The following is a 19906-nucleotide window of genomic DNA, read 5'->3' as shown; positions in this document are numbered from 1 at the left end:
CGATGAAAGCTTTAATCGTAAGCGATAGTCATAGCTCTGTGAAGGAATTACAGCAGTTGAAAGAGAAATATGAAGGGAAAGTAGATATCATGATTCATTGCGGTGATTCAGAGCTAACACCTGCTCATGAAGAACTGCAAGGTTTCCATGTTGTAAAAGGAAACTGTGATTATGCTAACTTTCAAGATGAAATTGTAACTGATGTAAATGGAATTCGCTTCTTAGTTGTGCATGGACATCGCCATAATGTGAAAATGACATTACAAACGCTAGCGTACCATGCTGAAGAAGTAGGAGCGCAAGTTGCATGCTTCGGACATTCTCACGTATTAGGTGCGGAATTAATCGACGGCGTTTTATTTATTAATCCAGGCAGTATTTTATTACCACGTCAGCGTGTAGAAAAGACATTTGCTTTATTAGAAATGGATGAAAATCAAATGGAAGTTCGTTTTGAAACATTAGACGGACAACTAGTTGAACAAGCAGTTTTTAAAAGAGGATAAGAAAATTTATCCTCTTTTAAAAAAGGTGTTGACTTTATGTATGGTTATACATATAATAAATATTGTCGATAGGGCAATGGCGCTAACGAAGAAAAGAAAATAACGTATGCGGGTGTAGTTTAGTGGTAAAACAAGAGCCTTCCAAGCTCTGGTCGAGAGTTCGATTCTCTTCACCCGCTCCATGTCCCAGTAGCTCAGCCGGATAGAGCATACGCCTTCTAAGCGTACGGTCGGGAGTTCGAATCTCTCCTGGGACGCTAAAAAAACCTTGTTATCAAAAGATAACAAGGTTTTTTGTTTGTCTAAAATTTGATGTTTGGGTTATAGGTGTAGTTCATTCTTGATATTTGCGACCTTTCCTTTGATATTAAGCAGTTGCATATGTACTTCTTTTTCTTAAATAAAAAGAGCGCCATTTATGCGCCCTATTCCTCTTATTTAATTTAAAGAATCAATAGGTTTATGATGGAACTCAAATCCATATCCAGATTCTCTTAATTGTTTACTTACAATATTATAAAACTCTTTACCATTCTAGTACGATTGAGCAGCAGTTATCGGAACTTATTCCCGGTAGTGTGTTACAATTAATAGAAGCGGAAAACGAGAATCTCCAATTGACTGGACCTGTGATTGGTTAGATGGTTTAAGAAGGTCGTATAAAAAAGGGAGATGGCGCAAAGATGGCGAGATCAAATGAGAATGATTTAACGGAGAAATTGGCGGAAGGTCACCGGAAATATGGTGATGGCAATTTTACAGTACAGAACATCGGTGATGAAACTAACCCGAATTGGACTGTCGTAAAAAATGTGAGGAAGGGATCGGCAGGCATTCGCGAAGGAGAAGATATATTAAGACTGCGATCAAAATATATAAAATAGTACGGAAATGGGCGGAGCGGGAGTTCGAATCTCTCCTGGGACGCTAAGAAAACCTTGTTATCTTTTTGATAACAAGGTTTTTTGTTTGTTTTAAATTAGTTGTTAATAAACTTGTCAAAGACAAAACCATAATCTTTCACATTATATTGTTTCTTCGTATCAACAAGCCAGTTAAAGGCGATCTCGTTCATCTCTTTAAATTGCTCTGCTAAGTTTACTTGTGCGTTTGAAATACGGCTGAAAGCGTTAGATGCCATATCTAAACTTTTATGTGCATATTTTAATGTAATGTCGTTGTCGTATGAAATTTCTTCAATTTTAAGTAAAGCCTTATATAAATCTTTTAATTCTTCAATATGTTTTTTATGAACATCAATTGAGTAATGCTCATCTCCCATTTGAAACTTAATTTCTATATCTAAATCAATCGTTCCTGCAGTTTCAAGTGCTACGTTTTTAATTTGATATTTACTATAGCTATAGCGGCGCAGTGTGCGTTTTTTACTTGTTGCGCTTGTACCATCTAGGTGAAGTAATCCTTTGTTTGTGAAGCAATATTCATCTGATTTGGATTTAATTAGAAAATAAATTTTCTCTCCATCTTCGTGCATCACGTAATCATCAGCATCAACTTTATCGTAATCTTTCGGTGTAATGACAGAACCTACATCGCTTAACCCTAAAACATCAGCAGCTACTTTTTTGAACATATATAATCCCCCTTGTAAATTAAATTCTTAATTGTACAAAAATATATTAACATGATTTTAACAAAGAGTTTTCTTTTAATGAGAAAATATTGGGAGGTAAGTTAAGAAAAGGAACGAATATTATTATAAAATATGTAAAAAGGTGCTGAGAAAAAGTGTACCATCATACAAGAACAAAAGGAGATTTAGCTGTTTTAAAGGCACAAGTTGATTTGTATGAAAAAGGATACATGATTTTAATGCCGCAAACAGAGCATTCGCCGTTTGATCTTGTAGTATATAAAGACGTGAGATTTAAAAGGGTACAAGTGAAATATAGAGAATTGAATGCAAGAGGGATACTAGAAGTTAGATTCCGATCTAGTTATTCTACGACAAGCGGAGTCACTACAAAAGAAGTGAATAAATAAGAGATAGATGTGTATTGTGTATACTGTCCTCAAACAGATCTTTGTTATTATTTCAATCCAAAATTATTTAGTAAATCTATTAGTTTAAGAGTGGATTCTCCGAAAAATAACCAAGAGAAAAAAGTTAATTTTGCAAGTGATTATAGAGAAACTCCGTGAAAGCACCTCAAGCGATATGAGGTGTTTTTCAATCCTCTTTTGAAATCTTACAATTCTGTAAGGTAACTGTAAGGTAGTTCGATGGTAACAAATTGCTAATCCTCTATAATGAAGATAACAACGATAAAACGAGGAGGAAGAAATGATGAAAGGATTAGTTGTAACGGGCTTGACGGTTGCTTTTGGATTTGTAGCGTATGAGAAATTAACGTATGTAGTTGATGTTGTGAAACATTTGATTGCTTAGAGAAAACAGCCATGAGAGGGAAAGGGAATGAGTGAATGAATGGAATGGTTATTTGGAATTATAGGTACTTGTAGTGTAGTGTTATTGTTCTTTGTCCCAAGTGGTATACTTAGTTCGACAACAAGTTTGTTCTTCTTAAGTTTGTTTGCTTGTACGATGCTTATTATTATGTTTTTAATGAAGCGAAGTAAACCAATCTTCTATTTTAGCATGATTGTTATGGCAATTATTGTTCTCCAAATTATTACCCTTGTAATATACCCCACAATTATAAAAGCTTTCCATTAATGATAAATCCTCTGCGTTTGTTGCTGGGGATTTTTATTTGTACAATTTTAATTTTTAGTAGAGATTTATTTGTATTGGAATGTAAAAATTAAATATTTTTATATTTCAAACAAATAGTTTTGGGATGTTGTGTTCTCATTACGCATTTGATATATTTACTTTGAACATAATTAAAATCAAGAAAAAGAGGCGGACGTATGGATAAAAAAGAAAATACGGTCGTATTGTTTCCACAACTATCAGAGCGCTATATTGATGAAGGTTTTTTAGCGCTGAAAGAGCGGAAATTCGAAGATGCATTGCGCTGCTTTGAAATATTACGTCAGTATAATGCGGAAACGGAACAAACGGAATTAGCTTCAGTTATTTGTTTACTCGAATTAAAACGTATGGAAGAAGCGAAAGACAAATGTGAACAGTTGCTTAAAACAGGAGTTGTCTTATTTGGTGATATTCTTGAAACGTACGTGACTATTTTAGTTCAAACAAATGATTATGAAGGTGTTATTGAAACTGTTGAAAAGGTTTTACAAACGAAAGATATAATGCCTGATCAAAAGGAAAAATTAGCGCAGCTTGCTTTATTTGCAGAAGGTATGCTAAATGAAGGAGACGCATCGCTAGTGGATTCGAATTTTGAATTGGATGAGTTTACTAATGAAATTTTTGGAGAAAACTTTGGACAGAAGCTAAGAGCGATTCAGCGACTTTCTTTAAAAGACTTAGATCTTGCATTACCTGTTTTAAAGAAATTTTTAATAGACGAAGAGCAACACCCCTATTTGAAAACTTCTATTTTGTATAAAATGATAGAAAGTCAGGTAGAAGAGGAAATAGAGGTAGAAAAGTTTGGGAATACGATTAAGGTAATTCCAGTATTTACAGTTCATAATGAGGAGCAATCCAATAACATTATACATAAATTATCAAGTCGATTAGAGCAAAATTATCCCGATATATTTGAAGCGATGGTTACATATTGGAAAGAATTGCAAATTAGCGTTTTCCCATTCGCTCTATTAATGGATAAAGAGGAGATTTGGTCAGCTGTTTTAGAGAGAATTGGAAGAAAGCGTTTCGGATTGGCTATTGATGAAGAAGAGCTTATGGCAGCATACAATATCGAATTGGAAGAGTTTCATATTGCCTATCAATGGTTATTACGTGTTGAAAGAGAAGGATATTTGCCCGTATAATTATGAAAAAGAATCGTTCAGTTCTTGAAACGAGCATATTCTATGTTATAATGTAAGGGTTGCAAAAGGCAGAAAACTGCCTGTTTGTAAGAGAAGAGAAGTGTAATTCTCTTACTTAATATGTTTCATATTATTCTCGAACAAAATATACCGTAGTTGTCTTCTGGGCAATTAGTAGATTGGAACATTATATCTGAAAGCTTTTGCTAGAGGATTATTTGTGTATTTGTTATTTCAAAAAAGAGATAATGAAGATCTTAATCTATAGAGGTATGTGCATACATTATTATAGTTGGAGGGAAAGAATAAATGTCTACAAAATGGGAAAAATTAGAAGGTAACGTTGGCGTTTTAACAATCGAAGTTGATGCTAAAGAAGTAAACAACTCTATCGACGCTGCGTTCAAAAAAGTAGTAAAAACAATTAACGTACCAGGTTTCCGTAAAGGAAAAATGCCTCGTCCATTATTCGAACAACGCTTTGGTATTGAATCTTTATACCAAGATGCTTTAGATATCATTTTACCAAAAGCATACGGTGAAGCGATTGAAGAAGCTGGTATCTTCCCAGTTGATCATCCTGAAATCGACATCGAGAAGTTCGAAAAAAATGCTAACCTTATCTTCACTGCAAAAGTTACAGTGAAACCTGAAGTTAAATTAGGTGAGTACAAAGGTTTAGCAGTAGAAAAAGTTGAAACAACTGTAACTGACGAAGATGTAGAGAACGAATTAAAATCTTTACAAGAGCGTCAAGCTGAGCTAGTTGTTAAAGAAGAAGGAACTGTTGAAAACGGTGATACAGCTGTAATCGACTTCGAAGGTTTCGTTGATGGCGAAGCATTTGAAGGCGGAAAAGGCGAAAACTACTCTCTAGCAATCGGTTCTGGTACATTCATCCCAGGTTTCGAAGAACAAGTAATCGGTCTTAAATCTGGTGAGTCTAAAGACGTTGAAGTATCATTCCCAGAAGAGTACCATGCTGCTGAATTAGCTGGCAAACCAGCAACATTCAAAGTAACAATTCACGAAATCAAAACAAAAGAACTTCCTGAGTTAAATGACGAGTTCGCTAAAGAAGCAGACGAAGCGGTTGCAACTCTTGATGAATTAAAAGCAAAACTTCGCACAAACTTAGAAGAAGGCAAAAAGCACGAAGCTGAGCACAAAGTACGTGACGAAGTAGTAGAATTAGCTGCTGCTAACGCTGAAATCGAAATTCCAGAAGCTATGATCAACACTGAGTTAGATCGTATGGTTCGTGAATTCGAGCAACGTTTAAGCCAACAAGGTATGAACCTTGAGCTTTACTACCAATTCACAGGTACTGATGCTGACAAATTAAAAGAGCAAATGAAAGAAGATGCACAAAAACGTGTAAGAATCAATCTTGTTCTTGAAGCTATCATTGAAGCTGAAAACATCGAAGTTACTGAAGAAGAAGTAACTGCAGAAGTTGAAAAAATGGCTGAAATGTACGGTATGCCAGTAGACGCTATCAAGCAAGCTCTTGGAAGCGTAGACGCTTTAGCTGAAGATCTTAAAGTGCGTAAAGCTGTAGACTTCTTAGTAGAAAACGCTGCATAATAAAATAACAAGGCACGATTAAAATCGTGCCTTGTTTTATAAATATAGAAATATATTTATAAAACTTTTCGATGGAGAAGGAAAAGTTCCTTTACAAGTCGAATATACATATTTCAAAAGTTTTAAAAATTTTTTATTTGTACATAACTAGTCATATTATTTGTATTTCTCGCCACGTAGTGACATAATATGTATTTACATACGATACATTTATCGTGTACATACGAAGGCAAGAGGTTAGCACTTTGTAAGGGGTGTGAAAATATGTTTAAATTTAATGATGAAAAAGGGCAATTAAAATGTTCTTTCTGTGGTAAAACACAAACGCAAGTTCGAAAGTTAGTGGCAGGTCCAGGTGTTTACATTTGTGACGAGTGTATCGAACTTTGTACTGAAATTGTACAAGAGGAGCTTGCGAAGGACGAAGAAGTAGAATTCAAAGATGTACCGAAACCGGTAGAAATTCGTGAAATCTTAGATGAGTATGTCATCGGGCAAGATAGCGCGAAAAAAGCACTAGCAGTAGCGGTATATAACCATTACAAACGCATTAATTCTAACAGCAAAATTGATGATGTAGAATTAGCGAAGAGTAATATCGCACTTATCGGGCCAACAGGTAGTGGTAAAACATTACTTGCACAAACGTTAGCGCGTATTCTAAATGTTCCATTTGCAATCGCGGACGCAACATCTTTAACAGAAGCTGGATATGTTGGGGAAGATGTAGAAAATATCTTACTAAAATTAATTCAAGCAGCTGATTATGATGTAGAGAAAGCGGAAAAAGGAATCATTTATATTGATGAGATTGATAAAGTGGCACGTAAGTCCGAAAATCCATCAATTACACGTGATGTATCTGGTGAAGGTGTGCAGCAGGCACTTCTGAAAATTTTAGAAGGTACTGTAGCAAGCGTTCCACCTCAAGGTGGTCGTAAGCATCCGCACCAAGAGTTTATTCAAATTGATACAACGAACATCTTATTCATTTGTGGTGGAGCGTTTGATGGCATTGAGCCGATTATTAAACGTCGCCTTGGTGAAAAAGTAATTGGATTTGGTTCTGAGAAGAAAAATGCTGATGTAAATGAGAAGCATGTTTTATCTCACGTATTACCAGAGGATCTTTTAAGATTTGGTTTAATTCCAGAGTTTATCGGTCGTCTTCCAGTTATTGCGAACCTAGAGCCACTTGATGAAGATGCTCTTGTTGATATTTTAACGAAACCGAAAAATGCACTTGTTAAGCAATTCCAAAAACTATTGGAGCTTGACGATGTTGAGTTAGAGTTTGAAGAAGGTGCACTAATCGAAATTGCGAAAAAAGCAATTGAACGTAAAACGGGTGCTCGTGGACTTCGTTCTATTATTGAAGGCTTAATGCTTGATGTAATGTTCGAACTTCCATCTCGTAAAGATATCGAGAAGTGTATTCTTACAAAAGAAACAGTAGCTGATAATGAGCCGCCAAAATTGGTGTTACAAGACGGTACTGTACTTGATACAAAAACATCTGCATAATGCGAAAGGGAAACAGCAATTTTTATAATTGCTGTTTTTCTTTATGTTTAGCTACGTTCCTCCGCGGAAATACTAAGAGATAAAATATTGCGGGAGGAAATAAATAATGAGCTGGACAAATATATTTTTAGTTGTTCAACTTGTTTTTGGTGTAATTGTCGGATTGTATTTCTGGCATTTACTTCGAAATCAACGAACACAAAAAGTTTCAATTGATCGAGAATCGAAAAAAGAATTAGAACAGCTTCGTAAAATGCGTGAGATTTCTTTAACAGAGCCGCTAGCAGAAAAGGTGCGTCCTACAACCTTTTTAGATATTGTAGGGCAAGAGGACGGGATTAAGTCGTTAAAAGCGGCTCTTTGTGGTCCGAATCCGCAACATGTAATCATATATGGCCCGCCAGGTGTTGGGAAAACAGCGGCAGCACGTCTTGTATTAGAAGAAGCGAAACGAAATCCTAAATCTCCATTTCGTACGAATGCAACATTTATTGAACTTGATGCGACAACAGCTCGGTTTGATGAACGTGGTATCGCAGACCCTTTAATTGGTTCGGTGCATGATCCGATTTATCAAGGTGCTGGGGCGATGGGGCAAGCAGGTATTCCGCAACCGAAAAAAGGTGCTGTAACAGATGCACATGGTGGTATTTTGTTTATTGATGAGATTGGCGAGCTCCATCCGATTCAAATGAACAAAATGTTAAAGGTGTTAGAAGATCGAAAAGTATTTTTAGAAAGTGCGTACTATAGTGAAGAAAATACGATGATCCCAACATATATACATGATATTTTCCAAAAAGGCTTACCGGCAGATTTTCGTTTAGTTGGAGCAACGACACGTTCGCCAGAGGAAATTCCTCCTGCTATTCGGTCACGTTGCTTAGAAGTATTTTTCCGTGAATTAGATACGGAAGAAATTCAAAAAGTAGCGAAAAATGCCGCGGAAAAAGTGGAAATGCAAATAGGTGAAAATGGTATTGAAATGATTGGGATGTATGCAAGGAATGGACGAGAAGCGATTAATCTCGTGCAAATCTCTGCTGGTATGGCGATAAATGAAGAACGTTCTTTCATTAAGGATGAAGATATAGAGTGGGTTGTTCACTCGAGTCAGCTTACACCGAAATATGAAAAGCGCATTTATCCGATTCCAAGGATTGGTCTTGTAAATGGTCTTGCTGTATACGGACCAAATACAGGTGCGTTATTAGAAATTGAAGTAACAGCAATTCTGGCGAAAGATAAAGGATCGGTAAATGTTACCGGAATTGTGGAAGAAGAAAGTATTGGTAGTCAAACGAAATCGATTCGTCGTAAAAGTATGGCGAAAGGCTCTGTTGATAATGTATTAACAGTACTTCGTTCTTTAGATGTGTTGCCAGAAGGATATGATATACATATTAATTTTCCAGGTGGTATCCCAATTGATGGACCTTCTGCAGGAATCGCTATGGCAACAGGTGTATATTCTGCGGTGCACCGCACGTATGTAAATAATGAAGTAGCGATGACAGGGGAAATAAGTATACACGGAGAGGTAAAGCCTATTGGTGGCGTGTACGCAAAAATAAAAGCTGCGAAAAAAGCGGGAGCTAAGAAAGTCATTATTCCTGCTGAAAATATGCAACCATTTTTGTATACGATCAAGGGAATTGAAATTATTCCTGTTCGTAAGTTAAAAGAAGTATTTGAGTTAACGTTTATGCAAGAAAATATGCATAGAGAGCTAGATGTACATACTCACGTAGACGAAACAGATGCACAATCTATGTAAAAATAAACAATAATAAAATTTGCCAGACTTCGTTTAAGTTTGTATGCTTAATCGGAGTCTTTTTTCTTTTCGTGAGGTAGAAAAACAAGCTATTTACAATTGCGCGGAATCTCAGCAATTGCATCTAGGTGTATTGTAATATAAAATAGTTGAACAGGAGTTTAATTTATTATGGAGGTGCTATGTCTAGTATGAATACGAACGAAAGAATCGTGCCCCTCCTACCATTAAGAGGCGTTCTCGTATATCCAACGATGGTTTTGCATCTTGATGTAGGACGTGATAAATCGATACAAGCACTAGAGCAGGCGGCAATGGATGAAAATATCATCTTTTTAGCAATGCAAAAAGAAATGAATATCGATGATCCGAAAGAAGATGACATATATAGTGTAGGTACGGTGGCGAAAGTGAAGCAAATGTTAAAATTGCCGAACGGTACGCTTCGTGTCCTTGTGGAAGGTTTACATAGAGCAGAAGTAATAGAGTTTATCGAAGAAGAAAATGTAGTACAAGTGTCTATTAAAACGGTAACTGAAGAAGTAGAAGATGATTTAGAAGAGAAAGCTTTTATGCGTACGTTACTGGAGCATTTCGAACAATATATTAAAGTTTCGAAAAAAGTTTCAAATGAAACATTTGCAACGGTAGCTGATGTGGAAGAACCAGGGAGATTAGCTGATCTAATTGCCTCTCACTTGCCAATTAAAACGAAGCAGAAACAAGAGATTCTAGAGATTGTATCTGTAAAAGAACGATTACAAACACTTATTTCAATTATTCAAGATGAACAAGAGTTACTTAGCCTAGAAAAGAAAATTGGGCAAAAAGTGAAACGTTCCATGGAGCGCACGCAAAAAGAATATTTCTTACGTGAGCAAATGAAGGCGATTCAAACTGAACTTGGCGACAAAGAAGGCAAGGGCGGAGAAGTAGAAGAACTTCGTGAGAAAATTGAACAGTCAGGAATGCCGGAAGAAACAATGAAGGCTGCGCTGAAAGAATTAGATCGTTATGAAAAGTTACCAGCAAGTTCTGCGGAGAGTGGTGTTATTCGCAATTATATTGATTGGTTATTAGCGCTTCCGTGGACAGAGGCAACAGAAGATATAATTGACCTTGCTCATTCGGAAGAGATTTTAAATAACGATCATTACGGTCTTGAAAAAGTGAAAGAGCGTGTACTTGAATATTTAGCTGTACAGAAGTTAACGAATTCATTAAAAGGACCTATCCTTTGTTTAGTAGGCCCTCCTGGGGTCGGCAAAACTTCGTTAGCGCGTTCAATTGCAACATCATTGAATCGTAACTTCGTCCGTGTATCTCTTGGTGGTGTGCGTGATGAATCTGAAATTCGTGGTCACCGCCGTACATATGTTGGAGCAATGCCAGGACGCATTATTCAAGGTATGAAAAAGGCGAAAACAGTTAATCCAGTCTTCTTATTAGATGAGATTGATAAAATGTCTAACGATTTCCGTGGAGATCCATCAGCGGCATTACTTGAAGTATTAGATCCAGAACAAAACCATAACTTCAGTGATCATTACATTGAAGAACCATATGATCTATCAAAAGTTATGTTTGTAGCAACTGCTAATACACTTTCAAGTATTCCAGGTCCATTACTTGACCGTATGGAAATCATTTCGATTGCTGGCTATACAGAACTTGAAAAAGTACACATTGCTCGTGAGCATTTATTGCCGAAACAATTAAAAGAACATGGCTTACGAAAAGGTAATTTACAAGTGCGTGATGAAGCGCTGCTTGAGATTATTCGTTATTATACACGTGAGGCTGGTGTTCGTACGCTAGAGCGCCAAATTGCAAAAGTTTGCCGTAAAGTAGCGAAGATTATCGTTACAGCAGAACGTAAACGTATCGTTGTGACAGAGAAAAAGATTGTTGATTTACTTGGTAAACACATATTCCGTTATGGGCAAGCTGAAAAAACAGACCAAGTTGGTATGGCAACAGGTCTAGCTTACACAGCAGCAGGCGGCGATACACTTGCCATTGAAGTTTCTGTAGCGCCAGGAAAAGGGAAACTAATTTTAACAGGGAAACTTGGGGATGTTATGAAAGAATCAGCACAAGCTGCGTTTAGTTATATACGTTCTCGTGCAGAAGAGCTTCAGATTGATCCGAATTTCCATGAGAAAAATGATATTCATATTCACGTTCCAGAAGGAGCAGTTCCAAAAGACGGACCGTCAGCAGGTATTACGATGGCAACGGCACTTATTTCTGCGCTAACAGGTATTCCTGTAAGTAAAGAAGTGGGTATGACAGGTGAAATTACACTTCGTGGTCGTGTATTACCAATTGGTGGTTTAAAAGAAAAAACATTAAGTGCTCACCGCGCAGGCTTAACAAAAATTATTTTGCCAGCAGAAAACGAGAAAGATTTAGATGATATTCCAGAGAGCGTAAAAGAAAACCTTACGTTTGTGCTTGCATCTCATTTAGATGAAGTATTGGAGCACGCATTAGTAGGAGTGAAACAATGAAAGTAACAAAAGCAGATATTGTAATTAGTGCTGTTAAACCAGAACAATATCCAGACAGTGATTTACCAGAAATTGCATTAGCAGGTCGTTCAAATGTGGGGAAGTCTTCCTTTATTAATAAAATTTTAAATCGTAAAAAGTTAGTGCGTATTTCTTCTAAACCAGGAAAAACGCAAACGCTGAACTTTTTCTTAATCAATGAGATGATGCACTTTGTTGATGTTCCAGGTTACGGATATGCAAAAGTATCTAAATCGGAGCGCGCTGCATGGGGGAAAATGATTGAAACGTACTTTACAACTCGTGAGCAATTAGACGCAGCTGTATTAGTAGTTGATTTACGTCACCAACCAACAAGTGATGACGTGATGATGTATGATTTCTTAAAGCATTATGAAATCCCAACAATTATTATTGCGACGAAAGCCGATAAAATTCCGAAAGGGAAATGGCAAAAGCATTTAAAAGTTGTAAAAGAAACGCTTGCTGTTGAAATTGGCGATGAAATTGTTCTATTCTCTTCTGAAACAGGACTTGGAAAAGAAGAAGCGTGGAAAGCAATTCATAAATTTACAAAAACAAAAAACGCGTGACGAATGTCGCGCGTTTTTGTTTTGCTAAATTTTTTAGCGTACGTTTAATGTAACTTCAATATTTCCTCGTGTTGCTTTCGAGTAAGGACATACACCGTGAGCCGCTTCTACAAGTTCTTGTGCTTCGCTATGTGAAACGCCAGCCACATGTACATCAAGTACAGCAGATAGACCGAAACCACCATCTGTATCTTTTCCGATAGAAACGTGAGCAGTTACTTCTGTACTTTCTACTTTCATACGTTTTGTACGAATGACAAGTTGTAATGCACTATCGAAACAAGCTGCATAACCAGCTGCAAATAGTTGTTCTGGATTTGTTGCTTCTCCGCCTGCACCACCTAGTGCTTTCGGCATTTTTACATCAAGATTTAATATGCCATCATCTGAAACTACTTTCCCATTTCTTCCACCTGTTGCTGTTACTGAAGCAGTATATAATTTATCCATATTTATTCCCCTTTTCCATCATTAATTGTTTTCATTGTGTCAATTAGTTTATTTAGTTGAATTAATAAAGAGAGATATTCTTGCTCTGTAATTCCTAAGTTTGTAGCCATCGTTGTCGGTAATGAACAAGCCTTTTCCTTTAAATCTTTGCCTTGTTCTGTTAATTCAATACAAACTTTTCGCTCGTCTTCTTTGGAACGAACACGTTTTACAAGTTTTAATGATTCCATTCGTTTTAACATAGGTGTTAACGTACCAGAATCTAAAAATAGACGTTCTCCAATTTCTTTTACTGTTAGTCCATCTTGCTCCCATAGTACGAGTAAAGTAATGTACTGGGGATACGTAATACCCATTTCTTCTAAATAAGGTCGATAAAAACGAGTAACCTCTCTAGAGCAGGCGTAAATAGAAAAACAAAGTTGGTTATCTAGATGCAAAGAGTTTTCTGTCATAAATAACTCCCTTCTAATTAAGTTGTGCACAATTTAATTTTGTAAAACTAATATAACGAAAAAGAAATACAATGTCAAATACATTGTATTGAGAAAGTCTTTGTTACATTTTGGAACAATCATACATATTTTCCTTCATGATGAAAGAAGATAGGGAAGATGATGTTATAATTTATATGGAATAGTTTCCATCACTTGATTATGAGGGCTTTTTTTGGTAACGTACAAATAGAGTTATTAATTTATAATCATTATAAAGTAGAAGTTTTTTTATTAGTGTTACTGAATCTCCTTTATTACATACGGAGAATAATTAAAAAATAATCGGTTGTTCACACGATTGTCAGATTCATAAGAGGAAAGTTGTATTATGATAGTAGATAAAGTGATAAAACGGGTGAAGGGGGACATGCTGCGTGCATATTCTTGTTGTTAGTGTAAATTATCGAACAGCCCCTGTAGAATTTCGTGAGAAACTCACATTTCAGGCAGCAGAACTAGAGCGAGCGATGACTACATTACAAAATCAAAAGAGCGTGTTAGAGAATGTCATTGTATCAACTTGTAATCGCACTGAGATTTATGCTGTTGTCGATCAATTACACACGGGACGGTATTATATTAAGAAGTTTTTAGCTGATTGGTTTCAGCTTGAAATAGAAGAAGTTGCGCCATATTTAACTATTTTTGAACAAGATGGTGCAATAGATCATTTATTCCGCGTAACGTGCGGTTTAGATTCAATGGTAGTCGGAGAAACGCAGATTTTAGGTCAAATAAAAGATAGCTTTTTAGAAGCGCAACAAGTTAAAGCAACAGGCACAATTTTTAATGAATTGTTTAAGCAAGTCATTACATTAGCAAAACGTGCCCACTCAGAAACAACAATCGGGGAAAGTGCGATGTCTGTTAGTTATGCTGCTGTTGAGCTTGGAAAGAAAATATTTGGCGAGTTAACAGATTGTCATGTGCTTATTCTTGGTGCTGGTAAAATGGGCGAACTTGCACTGCAAAACTTATATGGAAGTGGTGCTCGTAAAGTAACAGTTATGAATAGGACGCTTTCGAAAGCAGAAGTAATGGCTGAGAAATATATGGGACATGCAAAATCGTTAAGCGAATTACAATGTGCATTATTAGAAGCAGATATTTTAATTAGTTCAACTGGTGCATCTGAGTATGTCATTACGAAAGAGATGATGACAAAGGTGGAGAAAATGCGCTCTGGTCGCCCTTTATTTATGGTTGATATTGCAGTACCACGTGATATTGATCCAGCGATTGATGAGTTAGAAGGTTCTTTCTTGTATGACATTGATGATCTGCAAGGAGTAGTGGAGGCAAACCGTGCTGAGCGTTTGAAAGAAGCAGAGAAAATTCAATTTATGATTGAAGAGGAAATTGTTCTATTTAAAACGTGGTTAAGTACACTTGGTGTTGTTCCATTAATATCAGCTCTTCGTGATAAGGCACTTGCAATCCAAAGTGAAACAATGGTAAGCCTAGAGCGAAAAATACCAAACCTTAGTGATCGTGAGAAAAAAGTTATTAGTAAGCATACGAAAAGTATTATTAATCAATTATTAAAAGACCCAATTTTAGTAGCGAAAGAAATAGCTGCTGAAGAGGGAGCGAGCGAAAAATTAGCGTTATTTGCGAAGATTTTCGATTTAGAAACGGAAGAAGTAGAGAGTCGTGCGGAAGAAGTAGAACATAAAAGAGTGTGGACACCATCCGTTCCATCTTTATAATTTGGAAGGATGATCGGATGAGTTTTTTAAATAACAGTATTATTTATCATATTGCAATTATTTTATATGCTTGTAGCATTAGTTTATATTTTATAGATTATTTCCAAAGTAACCGAAAGGCGAACCGATTTGCTTTTTGGTTACTTTCGATTGTATGGGTATTGCAGTCTATTTTTATGTTGCTTAGGGCGACAGATTCAGAAACGAACCCCATTTTAACTTTATTATCAGGGATTTATTTTTATGTTTGGTTATTGATTACGATGTCATTAGTCATAAATCGATTTATGCGCGTTGACTTTTTAGTCTTCTTTACAAATGTTGTTGCATTTGGCGTAAGCGCTTTTTCTATTTTTACACCGCTCGGAAAGATGTCGCCAGTACTTGCAGAGCAATTAGTTTCAGAACTTGTATACGTGCATGTTGGAATGGCGATTATTTCTTATGCAACGTTTACGGTATCGTTTATTTTTTCTATTATGTATTTACTGCAATATCGCCTATTAAAAAAGAAAAAGTGGAATGCGAGATTAAGAAGGTTAGGGAATTTACCGAAGCTTGAATCTACGTCTTACGGATTAAATTTATTTTCTGTTCCATTTTTCTTACTAGCAATTTTATTAGGATGTATATGGGGATATACAAAATTAGATAATTTTCATTGGTATGATACGAAAGTAATTGGTTCGTTTGTCGTTCTATTTGTATACTGTGCGGGCTTGTATTTAAGAGCGGCAGATGTGTTGCAAGGGAAGAAAATTGTACTGTGGAATGTAGGGGCCTTTCTCGTAATGCTAGTTAACATTTTTTTATTAAGTAGTTTATCTAATTTCCACTTTTGGTATTTATAATGAGGAGAGAGAATTATGCGCAAAATTATTGTAGGGTCACGAAAGAGTAAGCTAGCATTAACACAAACAAACTGGTTTATTGATCAGTTAAAAGCACTTGGTTTACCATATGAATTTGAAGTGAAAGAAATTGTCACTAAAGGTGATGTGATTTTAGATGTTACTCTTTCAAAAGTAGGCGGAAAAGGTTTGTTCGTTAAAGAAATTGAGCATGCATTACTTACGAAAGAAATCGATATGGCTGTACATAGTATGAAAGATATGCCAGCCGTACTTCCAGAAGGATTGATGATTGGCTGTACACCAAAGCGTGTTGACCCTCGTGATGCTTTTATCTCAAAAAATGGAGCATCGTTTAAAGAGTTAGCGGAAGGTGCTATTTTAGGTACGAGTAGTTTAAGACGTAGTGCACAGCTACTCGCTGCGAGACCAGATTTACAAGTGAAGTGGATTCGCGGAAATATCGATACACGTTTACGTAAATTAAAAGAAGAGGATTACGATGCGATTATTTTAGCGACAGCTGGATTACAAAGAATGGGCTGGGATGATGAAGTTATTACAGAACATTTAGATGAAACGTTATGTGTACCTGCTGTAGGACAAGGTGCATTAGCGATTGAATGTCGTGAGGATGATAAGGATTTATTGCAGCTGTTAGCGCATATTAATGATGCGATAACAGAAAGAACAGTGGCAGCGGAGCGAGTATTTCTTCATAAACTTGAAGGTGGATGCCAAGTTCCAATCGCTGGATATGCAACCCTTACAAAAAATGATGCAATCGAATTAACAGCTCTTGTCGGCTCTATGGATGGCTCTGTTTTATTAAAAGAGACAGTAGTGGGTACTAATCCTGAGGAAGTAGGATTAGAGGCCGCAGACCGTTTAATTAAGCGAGGCGCCAAAGAACTCATTCTTGCTGCAAATAAGGAGCAACAATAAATATGAACGCTCTCGCTGGAAAAACGGTATTGATTACACGTGCCCAGCATCAAGCGAAACAAATGAGTGTAGCAGTGAAAGAAAAGAGCGGAATTCCATTGGAAATTCCGCTTTTGCGTATGGAAGGTATGTCTCATAGGCAAATTCAACATATCAAAGAGCAGCTACATTCATACGACTGGGTTATTTTTACGAGCAGAAATGGTGTAGCTTTTTTTCTAGATAGTTTAAAAAAGAAACTACCACTAACCATTAAAATCGCTGCAGTAGGTGTGAAAACAAAATTAGAGTTAGAAAAAAGGGGCTATCAAGTTCATTTTGTTCCGACTTCATTTGTTGCAGAAGCATTTGCAGAAGAGTTTCTAAAAGAATTAAGTGGAAACGAACGTATTTTATTTCCGAAAGGGAATTTAGCAAGAGAGGTAATTCCGGTTGCACTTCGGGAAATTGGTGTTTCTCTAGATGAGCTAATCGTATACGGTACGAAAGTGAATATAGAAAAAAAGCAAGAGCTTATAGCGGCATTGAAGTTAGGGAAAGTAGACATTATTACATTTACGAGTCCTTCAACTGTTACTAGTTTTGTTCGTTTACTTGAGGGTACAAACTGGAGAGAATGGACAAAAAAATGTACAATTGCTTGTATAGGACCTATTACGGAAAAAGAGGCAAGTCTTTATTTTCCGTCTGTTATTGTGCCGAAAGAGTATACTGTAGAAGCATTACTACAATATGTTTGTGAATCTATAAAATGAAAGAATGGGGATAGAAATCTATGAACTCTTTACAATTTAATCGTCATCGTCGTTTAAGACAAAACGGGGGCATGCGTGCGCTTGTGCGTGAAACGTTTTTACATACGGAAGATTTTATTTACCCTATTTTTGTATTAGAAGGTGAAAATGTTCGTAATGAAGTTCCTTCTATGCCAGGCGTATATCAAATGTCTTTAGATTTATTGCAAGCTGAAATGCAAGAAGTTGTTGATTTAGGTATTCGTTCTGTTATTGTATTTGGTTTACCTGCTGAAAAGGATGAAGTTGGATCATCAGCATATTGTGATCATGGAATTGTACAACGTGCTATTCAGCAAATTAAAGGTGATTTCCCTGAGCTAGTAGTAGTTGCAGACACATGTTTATGTCAATTTACAAGCCATGGTCATTGCGGTGTAATTGAAGATGGTATTATTTTAAATGACGAGTCTCTTGCGGTTCTTGCGAAAACAGCTGTAAGTCAAGCGAAAGCAGGAGCGGACATTATTGCGCCATCAAACATGATGGACGGCTTCGTAACAGCAATTCGCCAAGCATTAGACGAAAATGGTTTTGAACACGTGCCAGTTATGTCGTACGCTGTGAAATATTCATCAGCATTTTATGGACCATTCCGTGATGCTGCGCATGGTGCACCACAATTTGGTGACCGTAAAACATATCAAATGGATCCGGCAAACCGTATGGAAGCATTCCGTGAAGCAGAATCAGATGTAATGGAAGGTGCAGATTTCTTAATCGTAAAACCAGCTCTTTCTTACTTAGATATCGTTCGTGATGTGAAAAATAACTTTAATTTACCAGTTGTCGCTTATAATGTAAGTGGTGAATATTCGATGATTAAAGCGGCAGCGCAAAATGGTTGGATTAATGAAAAAGAAGTTGTTCTTGAAAAATTAATTAGTATGAAACGTGCAGGGGCAGATTTAATTATTACGTATCATGCAAAAGATGCAGCAAGATGGTTACAAGAAGGAGGCACTAAATAATGAAAAAGTTTGATAAGTCAATTGCAGCGTTTGAAGAGGCGCAAGACTTAATGCCTGGTGGCGTAAATAGCCCGGTTCGTGCCTTTAAGTCTGTTGGGATGAATCCGTTGTTTATGGAGCGTGGAAAAGGTTCTAAAGTATATGATATCGATGGGAATGAATACATCGACTACGTATTATCATGGGGTCCTTTAATTCATGGTCATGCAAATGATCGTGTTGTAGAAGCGTTAAAATCTGTCGCTGAAAGAGGTACAAGCTTCGGTGCACCAACAGAAATTGAAAATAAATTAGCAAAACTTGTTATTGAGCGTGTGCCATCAATTGAGATTGTGCGTATGGTTAACTCTGGAACGGAAGCAACAATGAGTGCACTACGTTTAGCTCGTGGTTATACAGGTCGTAATAAAATCTTGAAATTTATTGGTTGTTACCACGGTCATGGTGATTCGTTATTAATTAAAGCTGGTTCTGGTGTGGCGACTTTAGGTTTACCAGATAGTCCTGGTGTACCAGAAGGTGTAGCGAAAAATACGATTACAGTAGCTTATAACGATTTAGAAAGCGTAAAATACGCGTTTGAACAATTCGGTGATGATATTGCTTGTGTAATTGTAGAACCAGTAGCAGGAAATATGGGGGTTGTTCCACCGCAGCCTGGATTTTTAGAAGGGCTTCGTGAAGTAACAGAACAAAACGGTGCATTGCTTATTTTTGATGAAGTAATGACAGGGTTCCGAGTAGCTTATAATTGTGGTCAAGGTTATTATGGCGTAACACCTGATTTAACATGCTTAGGTAAAGTAATCGGTGGTGGTTTACCGGTAGGAGCATACGGTGGTAAAGCAGAAATTATGCGCCAAGTTGCGCCAAGCGGACCGATTTACCAAGCTGGTACTTTATCAGGTAACCCACTTGCAATGGCGGCAGGTTATGAAACGTTAATACAGTTAACGCCAGAATCATATGTAGAATTTGAGCGTAAAGCTGAAATGTTAGAAGATGGATTACGTAAAGCAGCTGAAAAACATGGCATTCCGCATCATATTAACCGTGCAGGCTCTATGATTGGTATTTTCTTTACAGATGAACCTGTTATTAATTACGATGCAGCAAAATCTTCAAATTTAGAATTCTTTGCGGCTTACTATCGTGAAATGGTAGAACAAGGTGTATTCTTACCACCATCTCAATTCGAAGGTTTATTCTTATCGACAGCACATAGTGATGCAGATATTGAAGCGACGATTGCAGCAGCTGAAATTGCAATGTCAAAATTAAAAGCGTAATGTATT

18 protein-coding genes, 2 tRNA genes and 2 pseudogenes are annotated in these 19906 nt (G+C 36.7%); 18 read left to right on the top strand and 4 right to left on the bottom strand.

All coding sequences use genetic code 11. The annotated features are described in order from the left end of the window. The first annotated feature begins 2 nt into the window (after nt 1-2). The 3 genes from AXW78_RS21615 (at nt 3) to AXW78_RS21605 (ending at nt 763) form a co-directional block, all read left to right on the top strand. Nucleotides 3-506, top strand: coding sequence for a metallophosphoesterase (locus tag AXW78_RS21615; protein WP_000645501.1), 504 nt, complete (start codon nt 3-5; stop codon nt 504-506). Nucleotides 507-614: 108 nt separating this feature from the next. Then, nucleotides 615-688, top strand: a tRNA-Gly gene (locus AXW78_RS21610). A gap of 1 nt (nt 689) precedes the next feature. Next, nucleotides 690-763 (top strand) — tRNA-Arg (locus AXW78_RS21605). A gap of 181 nt (nt 764-944) precedes the next feature. Here the strand turns inward: AXW78_RS21605 and AXW78_RS35760 are convergent. Then, nucleotides 945-1037 (bottom strand): annotated as a pseudogene (locus tag AXW78_RS35760) (DUF6572 domain-containing protein); the annotation flags it as partial. A gap of 152 nt (nt 1038-1189) precedes the next feature. Here AXW78_RS35760 and AXW78_RS21600 point away from each other — a divergent pair. Next, nucleotides 1190-1390 (top strand): hypothetical protein, encoded by a 201-nt coding sequence (locus AXW78_RS21600; protein WP_000124460.1) that lies wholly within the window; start codon nt 1190-1192, stop codon nt 1388-1390. 95 nt (nt 1391-1485) lie between these two features. Here the strand turns inward: AXW78_RS21600 and AXW78_RS21595 are convergent, their stop codons facing one another. Beyond that, nucleotides 1486-2100: a PH domain-containing protein gene (locus tag AXW78_RS21595; RefSeq protein WP_000475212.1), complete on the bottom strand. Its 615-nt coding sequence runs from the start codon at nt 2098-2100 to the stop codon at nt 1486-1488. A 155-nt stretch (nt 2101-2255) separates the two neighbouring features. Here AXW78_RS21595 and AXW78_RS21590 point away from each other — a divergent pair. The 8 genes and pseudogenes from AXW78_RS21590 (at nt 2256) to ysxC (ending at nt 12394) form a co-directional block, all read left to right on the top strand. After that, a pseudogene (locus AXW78_RS21590) lies at nt 2256-2669 on the top strand (group I intron-associated PD-(D/E)XK endonuclease). 286 nt (nt 2670-2955) lie between these two features. Continuing rightward, on the top strand, nt 2956-3204 hold the full coding sequence (locus AXW78_RS32760; protein ID WP_001983650.1) for a hypothetical protein: 249 nt from the start codon (nt 2956-2958) through the stop codon (nt 3202-3204). A gap of 197 nt (nt 3205-3401) precedes the next feature. Continuing rightward, nucleotides 3402-4400: a hypothetical protein gene (locus tag AXW78_RS21585; protein WP_061884640.1), complete on the top strand. Its 999-nt coding sequence runs from the start codon at nt 3402-3404 to the stop codon at nt 4398-4400. Nucleotides 4401-4709: 309 nt separating this feature from the next. Further along, the gene (tig, locus tag AXW78_RS21580) at nt 4710-5987 is read left to right on the top strand and encodes a trigger factor (protein ID WP_000105215.1); all 1278 of its coding nucleotides are present in this window, start codon (nt 4710-4712) and stop codon (nt 5985-5987) included. 264 nt (nt 5988-6251) lie between these two features. Continuing rightward, a complete protein-coding gene (clpX, locus tag AXW78_RS21575) occupies nt 6252-7511 on the top strand; it encodes an ATP-dependent protease ATP-binding subunit ClpX (RefSeq protein ID WP_000472289.1) in 1260 nt (419 codons plus the stop codon). A gap of 106 nt (nt 7512-7617) precedes the next feature. Beyond that, the gene (gene lonB, locus AXW78_RS21570) at nt 7618-9288 is read left to right on the top strand and encodes an ATP-dependent protease LonB (protein WP_000119178.1); all 1671 of its coding nucleotides are present in this window, start codon (nt 7618-7620) and stop codon (nt 9286-9288) included. A 182-nt stretch (nt 9289-9470) separates the two neighbouring features. After that, nucleotides 9471-11801 carry an endopeptidase La gene (gene lon / locus AXW78_RS21565; RefSeq protein ID WP_000097285.1) on the top strand — a complete coding sequence of 777 codons (2331 nt, stop codon included), beginning with the start codon at nt 9471-9473 and terminating at the stop codon, nt 11799-11801. Continuing rightward, nucleotides 11798-12394: a ribosome biogenesis GTP-binding protein YsxC gene (gene ysxC / locus AXW78_RS21560; RefSeq protein WP_000869116.1), complete on the top strand. Its 597-nt coding sequence runs from the start codon at nt 11798-11800 to the stop codon at nt 12392-12394. The genes lon and ysxC overlap by 4 nt, the downstream gene beginning before the upstream one ends. Before the next feature lie 33 nt (nt 12395-12427). Here ysxC and AXW78_RS21555 read toward each other — a convergent pair whose 3' ends face one another. Next, nucleotides 12428-12844: an organic hydroperoxide resistance protein gene (locus AXW78_RS21555; protein ID WP_000359774.1), complete on the bottom strand. Its 417-nt coding sequence runs from the start codon at nt 12842-12844 to the stop codon at nt 12428-12430. 2 nt (nt 12845-12846) lie between these two features. Beyond that, nucleotides 12847-13299, bottom strand: a complete 453-nt coding sequence (locus AXW78_RS21550) for a MarR family winged helix-turn-helix transcriptional regulator (RefSeq protein WP_000138546.1) — start codon at nt 13297-13299, stop codon at nt 12847-12849. Nucleotides 13300-13715: 416 nt separating this feature from the next. On the opposite strand from AXW78_RS21550, the gene hemA reads away from it, so the two are divergent. Genes hemA through hemL form a run of 6 tightly spaced genes read left to right on the top strand, consistent with a single transcriptional unit; the run spans nt 13716 to nt 19900 of the window. Next, nucleotides 13716-15050, top strand: a complete 1335-nt coding sequence (gene hemA / locus AXW78_RS21545; protein ID WP_000547868.1) for a glutamyl-tRNA reductase — start codon at nt 13716-13718, stop codon at nt 15048-15050. 17 nt (nt 15051-15067) lie between these two features. Then, nucleotides 15068-15901, top strand: a complete 834-nt coding sequence (locus AXW78_RS21540; protein WP_000009002.1) for a cytochrome c biogenesis protein — start codon at nt 15068-15070, stop codon at nt 15899-15901. Nucleotides 15902-15916: 15 nt separating this feature from the next. Continuing rightward, nucleotides 15917-16846 (top strand): hydroxymethylbilane synthase, encoded by a 930-nt coding sequence (hemC, locus tag AXW78_RS21535; protein WP_001226400.1) that lies wholly within the window; start codon nt 15917-15919, stop codon nt 16844-16846. A 2-nt stretch (nt 16847-16848) separates the two neighbouring features. Continuing rightward, nucleotides 16849-17601 carry a uroporphyrinogen-III synthase gene (gene hemD, locus AXW78_RS21530; RefSeq protein WP_000992355.1) on the top strand — a complete coding sequence of 251 codons (753 nt, stop codon included), beginning with the start codon at nt 16849-16851 and terminating at the stop codon, nt 17599-17601. A gap of 20 nt (nt 17602-17621) precedes the next feature. Next, nucleotides 17622-18611 carry a porphobilinogen synthase gene (gene hemB / locus AXW78_RS21525; RefSeq protein WP_061884639.1) on the top strand — a complete coding sequence of 330 codons (990 nt, stop codon included), beginning with the start codon at nt 17622-17624 and terminating at the stop codon, nt 18609-18611. Beyond that, the gene (hemL, locus tag AXW78_RS21520; RefSeq protein WP_000712940.1) at nt 18611-19900 is read left to right on the top strand and encodes a glutamate-1-semialdehyde 2,1-aminomutase; all 1290 of its coding nucleotides are present in this window, start codon (nt 18611-18613) and stop codon (nt 19898-19900) included. Before hemB ends, hemL begins: the two co-directional genes overlap by 1 nt. Nucleotides 19901-19906 lie beyond the last annotated feature (6 nt).

The sequence above is a fragment of the Bacillus thuringiensis genome, assembly GCF_001595725.1.
GTDB lineage: Bacteria > Bacillota > Bacilli > Bacillales > Bacillaceae_G > Bacillus_A > Bacillus_A thuringiensis_K.
Note: the sequence above shows the minus strand (reverse complement) of the source record. Positions and strands in the feature narration are given on the sequence as shown.

Coding starts and splice junctions, on each gene's coding strand:
- AXW78_RS21615 (WP_000645501.1), top strand. CDS start 3: ATGAAAGCTTTAATCGTAAGCGATAGTCATAGCTCTGTGAAGGAATTA.
- AXW78_RS21600 (WP_000124460.1), top strand. CDS start 1,190: ATGGCGAGATCAAATGAGAATGATTTAACGGAGAAATTGGCGGAAGGT.
- AXW78_RS21595 (WP_000475212.1), bottom strand. CDS start 2,100: ATGTTCAAAAAAGTAGCTGCTGATGTTTTAGGGTTAAGCGATGTAGGT.
- AXW78_RS32760 (WP_001983650.1), top strand. CDS start 2,956: ATGGAATGGTTATTTGGAATTATAGGTACTTGTAGTGTAGTGTTATTG.
- AXW78_RS21585 (WP_061884640.1), top strand. CDS start 3,402: ATGGATAAAAAAGAAAATACGGTCGTATTGTTTCCACAACTATCAGAG.
- tig (WP_000105215.1), top strand. CDS start 4,710: ATGTCTACAAAATGGGAAAAATTAGAAGGTAACGTTGGCGTTTTAACA.
- clpX (WP_000472289.1), top strand. CDS start 6,252: ATGTTTAAATTTAATGATGAAAAAGGGCAATTAAAATGTTCTTTCTGT.
- lonB (WP_000119178.1), top strand. CDS start 7,618: ATGAGCTGGACAAATATATTTTTAGTTGTTCAACTTGTTTTTGGTGTA.
- lon (WP_000097285.1), top strand. CDS start 9,471: ATGTCTAGTATGAATACGAACGAAAGAATCGTGCCCCTCCTACCATTA.
- ysxC (WP_000869116.1), top strand. CDS start 11,798: ATGAAAGTAACAAAAGCAGATATTGTAATTAGTGCTGTTAAACCAGAA.
- AXW78_RS21555 (WP_000359774.1), bottom strand. CDS start 12,844: ATGGATAAATTATATACTGCTTCAGTAACAGCAACAGGTGGAAGAAAT.
- AXW78_RS21550 (WP_000138546.1), bottom strand. CDS start 13,299: ATGACAGAAAACTCTTTGCATCTAGATAACCAACTTTGTTTTTCTATT.
- AXW78_RS21540 (WP_000009002.1), top strand. CDS start 15,068: ATGAGTTTTTTAAATAACAGTATTATTTATCATATTGCAATTATTTTA.
- hemC (WP_001226400.1), top strand. CDS start 15,917: ATGCGCAAAATTATTGTAGGGTCACGAAAGAGTAAGCTAGCATTAACA.
- hemD (WP_000992355.1), top strand. CDS start 16,849: ATGAACGCTCTCGCTGGAAAAACGGTATTGATTACACGTGCCCAGCAT.
- hemB (WP_061884639.1), top strand. CDS start 17,622: ATGAACTCTTTACAATTTAATCGTCATCGTCGTTTAAGACAAAACGGG.
- hemL (WP_000712940.1), top strand. CDS start 18,611: ATGAAAAAGTTTGATAAGTCAATTGCAGCGTTTGAAGAGGCGCAAGAC.